Source organism: Vallitalea sediminicola (assembly GCF_054408565.1).
Genome location: NZ_BTPT01000034.1, coordinates 21,526 through 40,800, shown reverse-complemented (window position 1 = coordinate 40,800; position 19,275 = coordinate 21,526). Strand labels below are relative to the sequence as shown.

General features: G+C 29.9%; 16 protein-coding genes. All 16 read left to right on the top strand.

What is annotated here, in order from left to right; all coding sequences use genetic code 11:
• Nucleotides 1–121 precede the first annotated feature (121 nt).
• The 16 genes from ACX6CF_RS15360 to ACX6CF_RS15285 all read left to right on the top strand — a co-directional run bounded on the left by ACX6CF_RS15360 (nucleotide 122) and on the right by ACX6CF_RS15285 (nucleotide 19,222).
• Nucleotides 122–1,315 (top strand): CdaR family transcriptional regulator, encoded by a 1,194-nt coding sequence (locus ACX6CF_RS15360; RefSeq protein ID WP_458786226.1) that lies wholly within the window; start codon nucleotides 122–124, stop codon nucleotides 1,313–1,315.
• Between the two features lie 177 nt (nucleotides 1,316–1,492).
• On the top strand, nucleotides 1,493–2,632 hold the full coding sequence (locus ACX6CF_RS15355; protein WP_458786225.1) for a glycerate kinase: 1,140 nt from the start codon (nucleotides 1,493–1,495) through the stop codon (nucleotides 2,630–2,632).
• Between the two features lie 102 nt (nucleotides 2,633–2,734).
• Nucleotides 2,735–4,093: a GntP family permease gene (locus ACX6CF_RS15350; protein ID WP_458786224.1), complete on the top strand. Its 1,359-nt coding sequence runs from the start codon at nucleotides 2,735–2,737 to the stop codon at nucleotides 4,091–4,093.
• Nucleotides 4,094–4,548: 455 nt separating this feature from the next.
• Nucleotides 4,549–6,288: a ribosomal protection-like ABC-F family protein gene (gene abc-f / locus ACX6CF_RS15345; protein ID WP_458786223.1), complete on the top strand. Its 1,740-nt coding sequence runs from the start codon at nucleotides 4,549–4,551 to the stop codon at nucleotides 6,286–6,288.
• 105 nt (nucleotides 6,289–6,393) lie between these two features.
• A complete protein-coding gene (locus ACX6CF_RS15340) occupies nucleotides 6,394–7,152 on the top strand; it encodes an AzlC family ABC transporter permease (protein ID WP_458786222.1) in 759 nt (252 codons plus the stop codon).
• Nucleotides 7,153–7,461 carry an AzlD domain-containing protein gene (locus ACX6CF_RS15335; RefSeq protein WP_458786221.1) on the top strand — a complete coding sequence of 103 codons (309 nt, stop codon included), beginning with the start codon at nucleotides 7,153–7,155 and terminating at the stop codon, nucleotides 7,459–7,461. It abuts the gene before it with no gap.
• A 197-nt stretch (nucleotides 7,462–7,658) separates the two neighbouring features.
• Entirely contained in the window at nucleotides 7,659–8,927 is a 1,269-nt protein-coding gene (locus ACX6CF_RS15330) for an AAA family ATPase (protein ID WP_458786220.1), read from the top strand.
• Entirely contained in the window at nucleotides 8,920–9,507 is a 588-nt protein-coding gene (locus ACX6CF_RS15325; protein ID WP_458786219.1) for a hypothetical protein, read from the top strand. The genes ACX6CF_RS15330 and ACX6CF_RS15325 overlap by 8 nt, the downstream gene beginning before the upstream one ends.
• Nucleotides 9,508–9,957: 450 nt before the next feature.
• Nucleotides 9,958–10,494 carry a DUF5698 domain-containing protein gene (locus ACX6CF_RS15320; RefSeq protein WP_458786218.1) on the top strand — a complete coding sequence of 179 codons (537 nt, stop codon included), beginning with the start codon at nucleotides 9,958–9,960 and terminating at the stop codon, nucleotides 10,492–10,494.
• A gap of 261 nt (nucleotides 10,495–10,755) precedes the next feature.
• Nucleotides 10,756–11,841 (top strand): aspartate-semialdehyde dehydrogenase, encoded by a 1,086-nt coding sequence (gene asd / locus ACX6CF_RS15315; RefSeq protein WP_458786217.1) that lies wholly within the window; start codon nucleotides 10,756–10,758, stop codon nucleotides 11,839–11,841.
• Nucleotides 11,842–12,023: 182 nt separating this feature from the next.
• Nucleotides 12,024–12,698 carry an SIMPL domain-containing protein gene (locus tag ACX6CF_RS15310; protein WP_458786216.1) on the top strand — a complete coding sequence of 225 codons (675 nt, stop codon included), beginning with the start codon at nucleotides 12,024–12,026 and terminating at the stop codon, nucleotides 12,696–12,698.
• Between the two features lie 255 nt (nucleotides 12,699–12,953).
• Nucleotides 12,954–14,846: a GxGYxYP domain-containing protein gene (locus ACX6CF_RS15305; protein WP_458786215.1), complete on the top strand. Its 1,893-nt coding sequence runs from the start codon at nucleotides 12,954–12,956 to the stop codon at nucleotides 14,844–14,846.
• 151 nt (nucleotides 14,847–14,997) lie between these two features.
• Nucleotides 14,998–15,996 (top strand): LacI family DNA-binding transcriptional regulator, encoded by a 999-nt coding sequence (locus ACX6CF_RS15300; protein WP_458786214.1) that lies wholly within the window; start codon nucleotides 14,998–15,000, stop codon nucleotides 15,994–15,996.
• Between the two features lie 49 nt (nucleotides 15,997–16,045).
• Nucleotides 16,046–17,356 (top strand): sugar ABC transporter substrate-binding protein, encoded by a 1,311-nt coding sequence (locus tag ACX6CF_RS15295; protein WP_458786213.1) that lies wholly within the window; start codon nucleotides 16,046–16,048, stop codon nucleotides 17,354–17,356.
• Nucleotides 17,357–17,466: 110 nt separating this feature from the next.
• Nucleotides 17,467–18,393, top strand: a complete 927-nt coding sequence (locus ACX6CF_RS15290; protein WP_458786212.1) for a carbohydrate ABC transporter permease — start codon at nucleotides 17,467–17,469, stop codon at nucleotides 18,391–18,393.
• Nucleotides 18,386–19,222, top strand: coding sequence for a carbohydrate ABC transporter permease (locus ACX6CF_RS15285; protein WP_458786211.1), 837 nt, complete (start codon nucleotides 18,386–18,388; stop codon nucleotides 19,220–19,222). Before ACX6CF_RS15290 ends, ACX6CF_RS15285 begins: the two co-directional genes overlap by 8 nt.
• Nucleotides 19,223–19,275: the final 53 nt, after the last annotated feature.

Genomic DNA, 19,275 nt, shown 5'->3' with positions numbered 1-19,275 from the left:
TTACTTGCAATGCAAATTATTTCTGAAAAATGTGTAACTTAAAGTCCTTGACTACACATTAATTAATAGATAACATAAGTACAAGATATAAATCCTAATAGTCAAAGGAGCATTAACCAATATGTTATTAAATCACGAGTTAGCACAAAAATTAGTAGATAACATCATGAAGAATCTTGGATATAACATAAATATTATGAATGAGTCAGGTGTCATCATTGCAAGTGGAAATAAAGAAAGAATTGGTACTTTTCATAAGGTAGCTGAAGAAGTAATAAATAAAAAGTTGAGAATAGATATATATGAAAATGATGAAAACAAATATGAGGGAGTCAAAAAAGGGATTAATATGCCTTTTTATTATAATAATGAAGTAGCTGGTGTAATCGGTATAACGGGAGCACCAAAAGAAATAGAGAATACAGCAGAAATAGTAAGAATGTCAACAGAATTGATGCTTGAACAACAAGCATTGAAGGAAAGAGTTTATTTTCATCAAAGCCAAAAGACATTTTTTATAAATAAATTATTAACAATGAATACAGATGAAGAATGGTCAGCTACTGTTCATTGGGGTTCTAAATTAGGTTATGACTTGAATATACCTAGAGTTGTATGCTTAATCTCTATTCAAAACTTAAATTCAATTGTGAAAAAGAATCCATTACTCAATAAAGAAAAAGTCAAAGAGTATGTGTTGAATAATATTAAAGGAACAAAAAAGCATAACAAACAGGATATATCATCCTATGTAACAATCAATAAAATCATTATTTTTAAGATACTTAATAAAACAGATCCTGATAATGTGAAAATAGAGCTTATGGAATATATTGATAATATAAAATCAAGTTTTAGTAATATAGAGGTTGAATTATTATTTGGAGTAGGTACGTATCATACTTCAATGTATGGTTATAATAAAAGTTATGAAGAAGCAAAAGCTATGATTGATTATGGTAGCTTGATGAATAAAAAAGATGAAACCATATTTGCTAGAGACCATGTCTTTGAACTTCTCTTTGCTAGTATAGATAAAGAGAAAATGGATTATTTTTTGGGTCCATTTGTAAAAAAAGTTAATAATAACGAAGAGATGCTACTAACAATGCAGGCTCTGATAAAAAATAACATGAATTTGATTAAAGCCTCTCAGGATTTATTTGTGCATAGAAATACTATTGTATTCAGGTTGAATAAATTAAAAGAGTTATTTGGTATCAATCCATTGCATGATGAATCAGATAGGCTGTTGCTTCATCTGATATACCTATATGTTAAATACTATCAAACAAAAGATATGGATAATGTGTGATGTTATAATTTGTATAGTGAATTTGGATAAAAATTGTACCCTTGAAACAAAATATGTGTACTTTTTTATTGTAGGTGTATAAAGAGGTATTGTTTAAAATGTAATATAATAATAGAGAGCAAAAGACAGTTTTGTAAATTATTTTGCAAAACTATAATTATGTAAAGGAGGTGGAAAATGGATATTCTCATTGCTCCTGATTCATTTAAAGGTAGTTTGTCAGCAGAAAAGTATTGTGGTATAGCTAAAAAAGCAATTACTAATGTTTTTCCAGATGCTAATGTAGTAACTTGTCCTATGGCAGATGGTGGTGAAGGTACAGTTGAAGCTTTGGTATATAATACAAAGGGAAGTATATTTTTTGAAACAGTTACTGACCCTATTGGGAACCTGGTTAAAGCAAAATACGGATTATTAGGTGATGGTAAAACAGCCGTTATAGAAATGGCAAGTGCTTCAGGTTTGCCGCTAGTTCCAATAGACAAACGGAATCCATTATACACAACTACTTATGGTACAGGAGAATTAGTTAAAAAGGTCATTGATAAAGGTTGTACTACAATAATATTAGGTATTGGTGGTAGTGCTACTAATGATGGTGGAGCAGGAATGATGGAAGCTCTAGGTTTCAAGCTATTAGATGACGGAGATAATATAATACAAAGAGGTGCTATAGGGTTACAGAATTTACACCATATCGATTCAAGTAATAAGGATAAAAGACTTGATGATGTTGATTTTCTAGTTGCTTGTGATGTCAATAATCCATTATGTGGACCTAATGGTGCAAGTTATATCTATGGACCACAGAAAGGTGCAACAAAAAAGCAATTACAATTACTAGATGATGGATTAGCCAACTTTGCTAGAGTTATCAAAAATGATTTTGGCAAAGATGTAAAGGATATTGAAGGTTCTGGAGCAGCTGGTGGGTTAGGTGCAGGACTTTTAGCTTTCTTTGATGCAACACTGAAACCAGGATTTGAAATAATTAAGAATATAATTAATCTAGAGAAGTATTTTAGTGATTACAAATTGGATTTAGTGATTACTGGTGAAGGCGAAATCAATTATCAGACGGTTAATGGTAAATTACCTGTTGGTGTTGCAAAAACAGCAAAAAAATATGATGTACCAGTTATTGCTGTAGTTGGTTCAATTGGTAAGGATGCAGATAGAGTTTATGAATATGGTATTGATTCTATCTTTACAATTATGGATGGACCTAAAAAATTAGATTACGCAATAAAAAATGCAGATACATTATTATTACAAGCGATAGAGAGAATCATGAAAGTTATAAAGTTATTTGACTGATTATTCAAATAATTATAGGCTTTAATTTGCAGAAGTGTATAAAAATAGCTTTTAATGTTTATTATCTAAATAAAAATATATTAATAATTAGGAGGGTTTTAAATGGTTCAAGGACCAGTATTAATTCTAATCTTATTACTAGGTATTGCTTTTATTGTATTGGCTACATCTAAGTTAAAGATTCATCCATTTATCGCATTATTAATTACTTCTTATGGGATTGCATTAGCAGCAGGAATGCCAGTGTTAGAAATTGGTTCCACAATCAGAAGTGGATTCGGGGGAATACTTAATTATATTGGTATTGTTATCATATTAGGAACTATCATCGGTACAATTTTAGAGAAATCAGGAGCTGCTATAACTATGGCAGATACAGTTCTGAAAGTAGTTGGAGAAAAACGTCCAGGGCTTGCAATGAGTATTATTGGATATATTGTATCTATCCCAGTATTTTGTGATTCTGGTTTTGTAATTTTGTCATCTCTAAAAAAATCACTTGCAAAAAGAACAAAATCATCATCAGTTATGATGACTGTTGCATTAGCAACTGGATTATATGCAACACATACATTTGTACCTCCAACTCCTGGACCAATAGCTGCGGCAGGTAATTTAGGTCTTGAAGATAAACTTGGTATAGTTATTCTAGTGGGTATATTTGTAGCATTGATAGGTATGTTGGCAGGATATTTTTGGGCTAAGATTGCTGGTAAAAAATATCGTTCAAAAGAGGATGACGAAAAATTAGAGTTTTCATATGAAGAGATAAAAGAGAAATATGGTAAATTACCAAGTGCTTGGAAAGCTTTTGCACCTATATTGATTCCCATAGTATTAATCACTCTTGGATCAATAGCAAGTTTCCCAACTCAACCATTTGGTCAAGGTACAGCTTATACTTTTTTTGCCTTCTTAGGTAAACCAATAAATGCATTAGTTATAGGATTCTTCTTCTCATTATTATTACTACCTAAGTTGAATGAAGAAACATTGACAGGATGGGTTGGAGAAGGGCTTAAAAGTGCTGCAATAATTATTATGGTAACCGGAGCAGGTGGAGCTCTTGGTGCGGTTCTAAAAGCAACTCCTATAGGAAGCTATTTAGGTGAAACATTAGCAACATATAATTTGGGCATATTATTACCATTTGTAATAGCGGCTGCACTTAAAACAGCACAAGGTTCTTCAACTGTAGCGTTAGTAACCACATCCGCTCTTGTAGCACCATTATTAGGAGCATTAGGACTTCAATCAACAATGGGAAGTGTATTGACAGTTATGGCTATTGGTGCAGGTGCTATGACAGTATCTCATGCTAATGATAGTTTCTTCTGGGTTGTAACAGAATTCAGTGGAATGGATGTATCTACAGCGTATAAATCCCATACAATGGCTACATTGATACAAGGGCTTGTTACATTTGCTGTTGTAGTCATATTATCATTCATTTTAATCTAAAGTATTGACAAATTAATTATAGATTGATAATATAATATTAATAAAGAATGAAAAGGAGACTGAAATGATTATAATGTTTTTAGCTAGATAAGTAACAATTTAATAGATGTGTAAGAAGATTTGTAGACTTATATGAATCACATAAGTCAATGGAATACAATATCTTTGTGCATTTTTAGCTAAGAACTAGTTTGAAATTATTTATTGATAGTATAACTATTATATAACTGCTTTACATTCTTATAATTTAACAGATACCAGATTTTAATATAATTATTAGAAATCATTGGTATGGTAAGATTTAGAATATATTGCTGTAAGTTGAACTAATTCGACTTGCAGCTTTTTTATATTATAGGAAAGTTTAATTTAATAATTAATTACAAGGTTTAATGCTTTAAATGAAACAAGATATTAGATTTCCCATAGATTATAGTTAGACAGGAGGAAATTTTATGTCGTTGTTATTAAAATGTATTAATATAAAAAAAGAGTTCAAAGACAGGGTCATCTTAGATGATGTTAATTTTCATATTGGAAGTGGTGATAAAATAGCTATTGTAGGTGATAATGGAGCAGGAAAAACTACACTTGCCAATATCATTACAGGTAATTTGAATCAAGATAGTGGGCAATTATTATGGCATAAGAAAAATATTAAGATAGGATATTTACATCAATCCACCTATTATACTCAAGGTGAATTCAAGGATATGGTTATGAGTGGTGACAAGATAGGTATTGGAGATTTTTTTCATACATCAAAAGAATTAGGTGTTGAGAACATAGAAGATTATAATACCATAAGATTAAAAAATCTTAGTGGTGGAGAGAAAACAAAATTGGCACTTGCAAAAATATGGGCGCAAAATCCAGAACTTCTAATATTAGATGAATCAACTAATCATATGGACTATGATGGTGTGAACTGGTTAATAACTAACCTTAACAAATATGAAGGAACAATGGTAATCATATCTCATGATAGATATTTTATGGATCAAGTTTGTAATAGAATCATAGAGATTGAAGAAGGTAGAGCCAATTGTTATAATGGTAATTATTCAGTATATTACTGTGAGAAGAAAAAAAGATATGAGAGCCAATTACATCAATATCAGGTTCAAGAGAAAAACAAAGATACTATCAAAAGAGAGATCAAAAGATTGAAGGAATGGTCACAAAAAGGTCATAAGGATTCTACTAAAAAAGAAGGCTATAAAGAAAAATATAGAGTAAGAGCTAAGAAAAAAGATAAACAGGTTAAATCGAAGATAAAAAAAATACAAAAACTTAGTTATGAAGGAATAGAAAAGCCAAAAGAAGAACAGAAAATAACATTTCAGTTCAATAATGATTCAAAAAGCAATAAAGTTCTAGAAGCTAACAATATAGAAAAGATATTTGATGATAAAACTTTGATTGAAGCCAGTTCATTTTATATTAAGTCCAGAGAAAAAATTGGATTATTAGGTAGAAATGGTTGCGGTAAAACAACTCTCATAAAAGCTATATTAAATGAGATTGAATTAGACAAGGGAGAAATGTATCTTAGTCCTTCAACTAAAATTGCTTATCTAAGTCAAGATGTGGGTGAAATGGATACAGATAAAACGGTATTACAGTTTTTTGATATAGATAATTATCAAGTAAGAGGTGTGCTTCAAACACTTTTGGCAAATATGGGGTTCACAAAAAAGATGGTCAACACTAAAATCAAGAATCTTAGTGTGGGTGAGAAAACAAGAGTGAAAATAGCTCATATGATAATGATGGAAAACAATGTTCTAATACTTGATGAGCCTACCAACCATTTAGACCTGCATAGTCGTGAGATGTTGGAAAAAACTCTAGGAGATTATCAAGGAACAATAATCATTGTTTCTCACGATAGATACTTGTTAGAAAAGTTATGTAATAAAGTATTAGTTTTTGAAGAAGGTAAAATATATAGGAAAGAAGATTCTTATAAGGACTATATGTTGAAAGAAGAAAAAAGAAAAGATGGAACAAATACTCAAAAAGAATTTGAAGAAAAATTGATTATAATTGAAAATCGAATTGTAAAGATACTTGGAGATTTGAGTGGATTAAACAAAGAGCATGAACATTATAGAATGCTTGATGAAGAATTTACACAACTGATTCAACAGAAGAAAGATCTGATGATGATTAAAAATAACCAAATAAATTAATATTTATGCATAAATTACTCGGAAAATCTTGACAAATATTATTCATCCATTATTATATATATTGTTACAATATATTCATTTAAACGACAGTATTTTAATTAGTGGGTGAGAAAACTGAAAGATTATGCAGCAACAACACAGTATAACGAGATACACAATAAAGATGCAACAAATAGTAAGTTTTATAGTGGATTGAAAAAAGGAATGCCCATAGCATTAGGTTATATACCTGTTTCATTTACATTTGGTTTAATGGCAGTGACTGGTGGAATACCTATATGGTTGACAATTTTTATATCACTATCGAATCTTACATCAGCTGGTCAATTTGCTGGAACTGGATTAATTATAGCAGGATCATCGTATTTGGAAATTGGGGTGACAACCCTTGTTATAAATATACGTTATATGCTTATGTCACTAGCACTATCTCAAAAGATTAAGAAACCTATGAGTGTATTTAGAAGGTGCTTAATTGCATTCGGGATTACAGATGAAACATTTACTTTAGCAGCAATGGAGGATGGAGAAATATCTTTTCTCTATATGTTAGGTTTGATTACAGGTCCTTTTTTGGGATGGGGGTTAGGAACAGCCCTAGGAGCTTTATCATGTTCAGTATTGTCAGAAAATGTTCAAAACTCCATGGGAATAGCATTATACGCTATGTTTATTGCATTAATAGTTCCAGCATCAAAAAAATCCAAGTCAGCTTTAATGGTTGTTGTTATAGCTGTAGGCATTAATTGTATTTTAACATGGCTTCCTGTAGTAAATCATATATCATCAGGATGGAGAATTATAATATCAACCATGATTGCATCGTCTTTTGGTGCTCTTATGTTTCCAAAGGAGGATGATTAGATGACAGTTACCAAGCAATTCATAGCAGTACTTATTATGGCTTTTGTTACATATATACCAAGGGTAGCACCGTTAGTAATTTTTCAACGTAAGATTAAGTCGAAATTCATTCGCTCCTTTTTAAGTTATGTGCCTTATGCAGTGTTGGGAGCTATGACATTTCCTAGTATATTATACTCTACACAGCATTTATATTCTGCGATTGTAGGGTTAATAGTAGCGTTGGTAGTAGCTTATTTTGATAAAAGATTAATAAAGGTGGCTGTAAGTGCAATTCTAACGGTATATGTGTTTGAGATGCTTATATAAAGAAATGACTGATAATATTACATTATTAGATACAATGCATGTAAGTAAACACTAGTTGTATTTTATATTTATTTGAAATATAATAATAGGTAGTTAGAATTAGATGCGGATACTTAAATTTTGTATGGGCTAAGTACTAATTATGACTGATTAAGGTTATATATATTAGTTAAGAATATAAAGGGAGGTTGGGTAAAATGTTATTGAAACTAAAAGATATAGGTAGAATCTCTAATGCAGACATAAAACTAGATGGTATAACTGTAATTGCTGGTGAAAATAATACAGGAAAAAGTACTGTAGGTAAAGCATTATTTTGTATATTTAACAGCTTTTTTAATATAAAAAAACAGATTAATAGAGAAAGAAAAGATGCTATTGGAAGAAGCTTTGAATCAAGTTATCATAATGTAGCTAATACATTTGAAAGTAAAATTAAAGCAGATAAGATAGTTGAAAGTATATTTGAAAAGAAAGAAAAATATTTAGATAACAATATAAAATTACGACAAGATATTAAAGAATTTTATAAGATTCAAGATGAAATGAAGTTTAATGAAGACTTTGTGGATGCTACATCTGATAAAATTATTCAGATACTAAATATATCAGATAATGAAGTGTTTAAAAATCATTTGCAAAAAAAATTAAAAGCTGAATATAATGGTCAGATAAACAATATATACTCTCCTGAAAATTCCGGCGAAATTTATTTGAAAATAAAAAATTCAGATGTTAAAGTAATGGTTAAAAACGATGTTGTAGATACAATTACCAATAACTTTAGTTTGAAAACTGAAGTTATTTATATAGATGATCCATTTGCTTTAGATGATTTGACATATGCTGGATTAATATGGGGTAGCAGTTATGTTGCACATAGAGAGCATTTAAAGTCAAAATTGAGTATAAAGAATAATGAATTAAATGTAAAAGATTCTTTTGAAGAAATTATCGCGGCTAAAAAATTAGATAAGATATTTGAAAAGATTAATACTGTATGTAATGGTGAAATGGTAAAAACAGGTGTAACATATGGATATAAGAAAATGAATACAGATGAAGTATTAGATATTAAAAATATCTCCACTGGTCTTAAAACATTCGTTATTCTTAAGACATTATTATTAAATGGTAGTTTAGAAGATAATGGAACTATAGTTTTAGATGAACCAGAAATCCATTTACATCCAGAATGGCAATTGTTATTTGCAGAATTAATAATATTAATTCAAAAAGAATTTAATATGCACATATTGTTAAATACACATAGCCCTTATTTTTTAAATGCTATTGAAGTTTATGCAGCTAAATATGGCATAAAGGATAAATGTAAATACTATTTGGCAGAGAATGTTAATACTAAGTCAATTATTTCTGATGTAACTAACGATATAGAAAGAATATATGAAAAATTAGCTAGACCATTTCAAAACCTTGAAAATGAGAGGTATAGTAATGATTGATATTGAAGATATTGAGTTACTAAAAAGAAATATATCAACGCTAAAAGAAACGTCTAAAGATAATCATGATGGAGATGATTTTTATATGACACAATCATCTCTTCCTGTCATTGATTTTGATAAAGTTAAAGATGAGTATATATGTGATATTAGTATCAGTGAAATACCAAAATCAAATGATGCACTATATATCAAAGATGAACATTTAGTTTTTATAGAATTTAAAAATGGGCAAGTTAAGGGAAAAAAACAATTTGATATTAGACTAAAGATTTTTGATAGTTTGCTCATTATTACGGATATAATTAATAAGGGAATAAGTTACACAAGAAAAAACATGGATTATATCTTGGTTTATAATGATGATAAGAATTTTTTGTTTGAAAAAAAAGAAAATATTCAAGACTCATTTTCTAGAGATGAAATAACTAAGAGAATTCATGGTTTAGCAAATAAAGAATTAATAAGATTTGGATTAGAAAGATTTCAAAAATTGTATTTTCATGAAGTACATACTTATACTATTCAAGAATTTGAAGAAAAATTTGTTGGTTTATATTCTTCCACGGATATAATTTGAAAAAAATATTAACCATATTCAAATCATTAACGTTATTTAATGATATTCCATTATTTAAAATGTAAGTTTTATATAGAACTTAAAATATATGTTAAAGATAGAAACTTTAGTTAACGAATCTAACTTTTTCTAGCTTTTTTAAAAAGCACTTGCATTATATATTATCTTATGGTATAATACGAGAAGTTATTAAGGTTATGTAAATGTCAAATTGCAAAAAGATGTATTTGTTTTATATAAAATTTTAATATGTAATTATTAAAGACTAATAGCGGTATTAGTCTTTTTATATTGAAAAGAAAAACTAATTGATAAAAGATATGTTTAATTTATTGAATCCGCGGCTGGTAAAATTTTTATAAATATTATATCTATGTAATTCACATCTATAATAATCTATAGCAACAAAAAATTCTCATTTGATGAGAAAATATATAAGGAGGTGGCAATATGACAAAAGAACTCATATTGACTTTAGTTGGATTATTCATTATCACCTCTCTTACTAATATTTTAGCTACACTTAAAACAATATTGATTTCAAAAAAAATTATGAACCCAGTATACATTCTAGTATTTATAGATGCAATAATTTTTGCATCAGTACTTACGAAAGTTACTAGTTCAAGTGGATTTCATTATACAATAGCATATGCATGTGGTAGAACATTTGGTGTGTTTATGGGTGGAAAGATTGAAGGGCGTTTAGCTCTAGGAATTATTGAAGTGGATTTATTTTTAAGTAACAGAGAAAAGATGATTGAAATCGCAGAAAAACTTAGAAGAGAAGGATATACAGTTAACAATTTCCTTGCTCGTGGTATTAATGGCGATAGACGACATAAAGTTGAAATAGTAATGAAGAGAAATGAATTTAGAATCCTAGAAAAGATTTTAGATGAATATGAAGTTAAAAATCCTACACTTAAGATTAAAAACTTAAGTAAGGTAGAAGGTAAAATAACAACTACAAGTGTTCATGCTTAAATTAAATAAAAAAATCACTGATAAATTTCAGTGATTTTTTACTATTAATGAATATATATATATTATAAGAAAAAATACTTTACTAAAATACAGAGATAAATTATTAAAAGGCTTGATTTTTTATTAAAATCGTGATAAAATCTACGCATAGCAAAAACATATGTTTATGCTACAAAGACAAAAGATTATTTATGTTTATTTATTATATAAGATATATTTAATTAATTCAATATAAAGATTAAAAAAGTGAGGTATAAAAATATGGAAAGTAAATTACGTGTTGGTATAATTGGTGCTACTGGTATGGTAGGTCAGAGATTCATTTCATTATTGCATGATCATCCTTGGTATGATGTAGTATGTCTAGCTGCAAGTCCAAGATCAGCAGGAAAGTCATATAATGAAGCAGTAAAAGGACGTTGGGCGCAATCAATAGATATACCAGAAAAAATCGGTAATATGGTGATGAAAGATGCATCAAATGTTGAAGAAATAAGTGAAATGGTTGATTTTGTTTTCTGTGCAGTCGATATGGATAAAAAAACTATTCGTGAATTAGAAGAAGCTTATGCAAAAGCTGAAGTACCAGTTGTTTCTAATAACTCAGCTAATCGCTGGACTGAAGATGTACCTATGGTAATACCTGAGATTAACGACGAACATTTAAAAATAATTGATGTACAGAGAAAAAGATTTGGAACAAAAAGAGGTTTTATTGCAGTAAAACCTAACTGTTCAATTCAAAGCTATGTACCTGTTGTTAATGCATTAAAGAAATATAAACCTACTCAAGTTAATGTTTGTACTTATCAAGCTATATCTGGAGCTGGTAAAACATTTGATAGTTGGCCAGAAATGGTTGACAATGTAATACCTTATATCGGTGGCGAAGAAGAGAAAAGTGAACAAGAGCCAATGAAAATATGGGGAAAAATTGAAAACGATAAAATTGTTTCAGCTACAGAGCCTGTAATTTCTGCACAATGCATTAGAGTTGCAGCAGCTGATGGTCATTTAGCAGCAGTTTCTATAAGTTTTGAGGAAAAACCTGAAATCAAAGAAGTTATTAGTATATTAAATAATTATTCAGGAAAACCACAAGAATTGAAACTTCCATCGGCACCAAAACAATTTATGAAATACATGGAAGAAGATAATCGTCCACAAACAAAAATCGACCGTAATTATGAAAATGGAATGGGCGTAACAGTTGGTAGATTCAGAGAAGATAATTTGTATGATTACAAATTCGTATGTCTATCTCATAACACTCTAAGAGGTGCAGCGGGTGGAGCAGTTCTAATTGCAGAATTGTTGACAGCTGAAGGATATATTACAGCAAAATAAAACTAAATAATTGTTGGATTTATAGTAAGTATTTAATTTGACTTATATAACAGTATATATAATAATAGAGAAGGTTGCCTAATGGCAACCTTTTCTATTACCAACAAATAAATAAATCATAAGTACATTTCATAACAAAATAACATACTATATATAAGAATAATATTATTGAGGGGAAAAATATGGTACCAAATTCATGTTACGATAGATATCCTCAGTCCTATCGAGAAAAGATAAACTGCGAAGACAGAAGAGTGATTACTGTAGTAGGTATAGGTAAAGTTGAAGTAGAACCGGATACTGCAATTATAAAAATAGGTGTTATTACAAAAAATGAAAATGTAGTAATGGCACAAGATGAAAACAAAAATATTATGGATCAAGTAATCAAGGGACTCTTAGATGATGGTGTAAGACAAACAGAAATCAAGACTATTCAATATACTGTAGTACCACAATATGATTATATTGAAGGTAAACAAGATTTTCGAGGTTATGAAGTAAGACATGTAATTGAAGTAACGGTTGCAGATATAGATACAGTAGGTACTATAATTCAGAATGCAGTAAAAAATGGGGTTAATTATCAACAAGGACTTAATTTTACAGTAAATGAACCTGATAAATACTATGAAGATGCATTGGAATCAGCAGTTATTAATGCTAGGGACAAAGCTGAAAATATAGGGATAACACTTAGAACAAGAATAGATTTACAACCAATAAAAGTAATAGAAAAAACAAAACGTGATCAAATAAAACCATATGAAACTGCTATATATAGAGATGGCGGAATACCTGTTCAATCAGGAAAGTTGAGTATAGTAGCTATGGTAGAAGCTACATTTGAATATTAGAAATGGCTGTAATAATACAGCCACTTTTTATTGCAAGAATAGTCAATATTGTTAATGAAAAAAAAATTGGTTTTATAAAAAGTATTGACTTTTAATCAAATATATATTATTATGATTACAGAAAACCGGTTTACTAAATTGCCATTATATATCTTGCAAGATATAAACAACTAACTTCATTGTATACTTATCTTAAATTCATAATTTAATACAAATTAATTACAGGTAATATAATAGAATTTAGGAGGAATTTTTGTGAAAAACAAGGTGTTTAGTGTTTTATTATGTTTATGTATGATATTTTCCATAACAACTTTTAATTTTAATGATGTACATGCTTATTCTAATGGTTCATATTATACAAAACCAGCATATACAGCAACCGACTTATATGTTATAGACATCCAAAATATGACTTATGCAGAAAGAACTATGATAGCAACTTTACAAGGGATTGTTGCTAATAAGACATCATCACAAATATACATAATCGATTCGGATCCATACTTTACTGAAGATGCATACTCCAGATATCTGAATGATTTAGTAAGCAAAAAGGGAATAACTTATCAAGAAGTTAATAGCGCATGGGATTTAATTAATACATTCAGTCAATATATTGACGGATACATATTGTATCAAACAGGTACTGATTCCATGAATGTTGCTAGCTCACTAGCAGGGATATTAGATGCAGTTGCTGTCGATGCAAGTATCGAAACTACTGCACAGACTAATGTATTAACTCTAGTGCAAGATGTTACTGGCAAAAATGAATCATGGGTAGTAGATAACTATTGGGATCAATTGAATCATAGCATTGTTATAGAAGCAAAAGAGGATAATGAACATTCAACGCACTTAAGGGATTTTGCAACAATGAATAAGGCACTTGTCTTTTATGATGGAAATTCAAGTTTTAGAACATCTATAATGCAAAAGTTAGAACCTGATTCAGTTGTTTTTGGATGGGGAGATACCAGTGGTGGTTCAGAAGAAGCGTTTATTTCTAATAGTTCATATAATGGTGTAATGAGTATTCCTTCTGATTGGGCACTTAATTTATCAGTTCTAAGCGGATTTTCTGCAGGAACATATTCTCAAAATACTTCACAAGCTACTAATGAGGAAAATGTACATTATGTAACATTCTATGTATCTGATGGAGATAATCTACAATGGACTCTAAACAGAGGAAATGAAGATGATTGGTGGGGAAGTCAATCAAGAGGTAATTTTGCAATAGGATGGACAATGCCTCCTGGAATGATAGACTTATCACCAAGTGTACTAGATTGGTATTACGAATCAGCAACTTCAAATGATAATTTTATAGTAGGACCTTCAGGTAGCGGATTTATTTTTCCAAATGCATATCCAGCCAGCGAGCTTGATTTACATACTCAGAGATTAAATGAGTATATGGGAAAATTGGATATGGGTATTGCAGCTGTCATTGGAAGGAATTCATTTAATGATACTTCAGTATGGGATAAATATACTATGCAGCCTAACATTGATGGTTTATTCTATTACGAGTGGACACAATATTTTGGAAGTCCTTACAACGGAGATATTGTGTGGTCTAATGGAAAACCTGTAATATCGACTAGTATGAAATTAGCAGATGGACTTTCATATGCTTATAAAAAAGATCAAGTCGTAAACTACCTTAATAATCAACCTACTGACACTCATAGTGAAAGTGGATATTCAATGATAGCAGTTGATGCATGGAACAATTATGATTTACCTGCAACATTACAATATATTGTTGATAGATTAGATTCTAATGTTAGAGTAGTCACTCCTGATGAATTTGTTGGATTGATAAAAGAAAATATAAACCAGACTGCTGAAACTTTTAAATTATTAAATCCATCAGATAATGATACGTGGGTTTCTAAAACAAATACAGCTTTTGATTGGGAAGATTCTGTAGGAGCAGATAGTTATAGAATAATAGTAGATGACAATAGTGATTTTTCTAGTCCTGAAATAAATGTTTCAGACATTACAACCAGTAATTATACTTCGACTATTACATTAGAAAGATGGACAAAATATTATTGGAAAGTTATTGCTGTAGATGATAATATTACTACTCAATGTAACGATATATTTACTTTTACTACAAGCTACTTTTAGTCAAGTTAATACATAACACCTTTTGTCCTAATAGACATTATAATTGTTAAATACCATTTACATATATACATAATTATGATACTATGGTATAGAAAACCGGTTCTCCACATACGGTTAAAGCATTATTCTAAGGTAAAAAGGTGGTTAAAGAATGAGTACAATCAATGATGTATCAAAATTAGCTGGAGTATCAAAATCAACTGTTTCTAACGTGTTTAACAATACTAAATATGTAAGTGAAGAGATTACAGATAGAGTTTTAAAAGCTGCACAAGAATTAAATTATTATCCTAATAAACTAGCTACAGGTCTTGCCAATAAAAAAACTTATATGATCGGTTTATTTCTAGAGAATCTAGGTGAGTTTCGAAGTATGCATCATCAAATTATTGAAGGTGTAGCTATGAAATTAAATGAGTACGATTTTAATGTTATATTATATATTGACAGAGAGAATGAGAAAATTCCTAAAAGTGCTAAATTAAGAATAGAACCTATAGATGGAGCGATTATCTTAGATCCAGAAATTGAAGATATTCGTATTAAAGACTTTGTAAGTTCAGGTACTCCCATAGTTTTAGTTGGAAAAGCTCCAAAATCGTACGAGAATCTATGTAGTCTAGATGTTGATAACATTGAAATATCTTATAGTGCAACTAGGATGCTATTAAAAAACGGTCATAAAAAGATTGCATTCATAAACAGCAAGCCTAACTTGACAATAACATCCGATCGTTTAAAAGGATATATAAAAGCTCTATCAGAAGACAAGATTGATTTTGAACCTTCTTATATATATAACTGTGATAATACAATAACAAAAGCGAGAAAATTAGCAAGTAGTATTTTGGAAAAGGGAGAATTCAGTGCAATTATTACTGAATCAGATGTAGTGGCGCTTGGGGTGTATGAAGAAGCAAAAGATAAAGGTATTAATATACCAGGTGATATTTCTGTTTTTGCATTAGGTGGTATGGATTATTTCTTGACTCCTGAAGTTAGTAGGGTAGTAGTAGATTATAAAAAATTGGGTGAAGCTGCTGCAAAACAAATCACTATGATTATAGATAATAAGCAGCAATCATCAAATATTATTCTAAATGAATACAAAATTATTAAAACAGGTTCTGTAGGACAAGTTTTAATATGATAAACAACTATAAAATATCATAAATCTAAGGTTTTAGGGAGGATATAATATGTTTAACACTAAAAAATGGTTTACTCTTGTTATAAGTATAGTAATGGTAATGAGTTTATTTGCTGGATGTGGTTCAAAAGAAACATCTTCAAATGATTCCCAGAAAACGGATGGAAAAGTTAATGAGCAAGAAGGAGCGGGTAAGGAACAAGTTAAACTCAGTATTTGGTGGGCAAGTCAAGATGAATTCAAACAGCCACTGTTAGATGCCATTTCAGAGTATGAAGGGGAACATCCTAACGTAAAAATAGAACCAGAGTGGTTAGCTAATTTCGATTACTATGATAATTATAAAATTGCATTAGCGGGAAAAACAGCACCTGATATTGTAAAGATAGATCATGTATTTGTTCAAACTTTAGGTTATAATGACCAAATTCTAGAGTTAAGTGATTTTGGTGCAAATGATATTAGAGACAAATTTGTAGATGCAGCATGGAAAGCGAATATGTATAAAGATAATGTTTATGCATTACCATTCGACGCTAATACACTAGCATTGATGTATAATGAAGATTTATTGGCTAAAGCAGGTAAAGAAGTTCCTACTACATACGAAGAATTAAAAGAGGTTGCATTGGCAATCAATGATCTAGGTGAAGAAGGGGTATATGGATATACAGTTCCAGTTAATCCAAAAGGAAGTGGTTTCCTATCTTTTCAATTCAGTTCATGGGTAGCTAGAAACGGTGGCTCTATTCTAAATGATGATTGGAGTGCAAGTACATTAGATAGTAAAGAAGCAGTTAATGCATTACAACAAGTAGATGATTTACTTGGTTGTGGAGCAATTCCACCAAATGTATATCTTGAAAATGAATTCTATGAGGGTAAGATTGGGTTATTAGAAATGGGATGTTGGAATATAAATAGACTTACTGCTGACGAGTCAGCTAATTTAAATGTCGCACCATTGGTATCATTAAAAGATGGAGTTACAGGATATGCGCCTCTAGGATTATATAGTTTGGCAGTAACAAAAGCAACAAAACATCAACAAGAAGCTTATGATTTCTGTAAATTCCTAGCAACTAATAAAGATTTACAGTTATCCTATGCAAAACAGACTAATTTAATGCCATCATTAAATGATTCACTAGAAGATGAAATGTTCAATACTCCTGAATGGAAGGTATTCGTTGAACAATTTAAAAATACTGTATCAAGACCAGGAAGTCCAGCATGGCCTTCAATTGATAAACATCTTTCAAATTCAATTCAAAAAGTTCTTACTGGTGTTGCAGAACCAGAAGAAGCATTAAAGGAAGCAAAAGAATTATGTGATGAAGAAATAAAGAACATTAAATAATGAATTACCTAAAATTACATAAATAAGAAGGGGCATCTAATAATACAGGTTATGTAATAGTGCAGCTGTAAGTATTATTAGACAGCCCTTATTTTGAAAGAAGGTTAATGATGAAAAAGAAGGCTATGAAGAAAAAAACTAAAAGCCCTAATAATTTTAGAGTTAAATATAAAAATGAAATAGTAGCATATAAAATGCTTGCTATCCCGTTAATTATTTGGGGGATATTTTTCCTGTTCGCATTATTTAGAGTAATTTACCTTAGTTTCACAGATTGGAATATTTTTAAATCTCCAGATTTTGTCGGATTAGATAACTATATCCGTATATTCACTAACGATGGAGCATTATGGAAGGCATTTAAAAATACATTTATATGGACAGTTTTTACTGTAATAGGTCATAATTTAATTGGACTTGGTACAGCTTACATGATTACTTGTATTTCTAAGGGAGAGAAGTTTTTTAGAGCGGCATTATTTTGGCCAATACTCGTTTCTCAAGTTGTAGGTGCCACAATGATAGAATGGATATTTGATCCTAGCCCATATGGATTTTTAAATACAATATTAGGACATTTTGGGATTAAATCTGTAGCATGGTTATCAGACCCCAATATGGCATTGATATCATTGATGCTTTATCCTCTGTTTCTAGGTTTTGGAATAAGAATGCTCATATATCTAGCGGGATTAAAACAAATTCCTAAGGCATTTTATGAAGCTGCTAAGATTGATGGGGCAAGTAACTGGACTATTTTCAAGAGGGTAACTATTCCACTATTAAAACCAATCATTTTATTAAATATAGTATATACAACAATTGAAAGTTTTAAGGTAATAGGTCCGATGCAGCTTGTTACTAAAGGGGGACCTATCGGTAGTACAATGTCGGTAGTTCTTAGAATCTATCAAGATGGATTTGTTGAGAATAAAATGGGATATGCCTCATCTATTGCTGTAATGTTTTTCATTTTTATTCTAATTGTTACAATAATACAATTTAAATTTGAAGGGGAGACGGTGACTTATGAATAAAGGTAAAAATAAAATTAGAAATACGATATTTTATATAATCTTAAGTATCTTTGCATTTGTTCAGCTATTTCCTTTTTATCTGAGGATAGTGTATTCACTGCAACCAAAAGATTTCTTGCCTGAAATGGGTAAAATATATTTATTACCTGAGGGATTCCATTTTGAAAACTATGTTCAAGCTTGGAAAATGTCAAATCTAGGAGTTGGATACAAAAATAGTTTGATTTATGTTACAATCTTTACTATAATAAGTGCATTCATTGCTATTTTAGTAGGGTATGTAATTGCTAAGAAAAAGTTCAAAGGCAGAAAAATGATATTTATAATGTTGCTATCAACACTAATGGTACCAGCAGAAGTATTATTGATACCTAATTATATTCTAGTTAGGGACCTAAAGCTTCTCAACACATTAGCTGCACTTATTATACCAGGATTAGTCAATATTGTAGGGATATTTCTTGCTAAACAATTTTTAGAAACACTTCCAGATTCAATAATAGAATCTGCATACATAGATGGTGCTGGTGAAATGAAGATTTTCTTTAAGATTGTATTACCATTATCAGGACCAGTAATAGCTACATATTTCATTATAACTTATACGGGAATGTGGAATGATTATTTATGGCCGATGATAGTTACTAACAAAGCAGAAGTATTTACAGTTCAACTTAGTTTGATGGGATTCCAAACTAATTTTCAGACAGGATACGATATGATTCTAGAATCCGCAGCATTGATTACAACCTTAGCTCCAATAGTGATAGTATTTTTAATATTCCAGAAAAAATTTGTTGAAGGAATCAGTATGACAGGAATCAAATAATTATTTTAGTGAGAGAATAGTAATAAAGTTAGATAAGATAGGAGTTAATATAA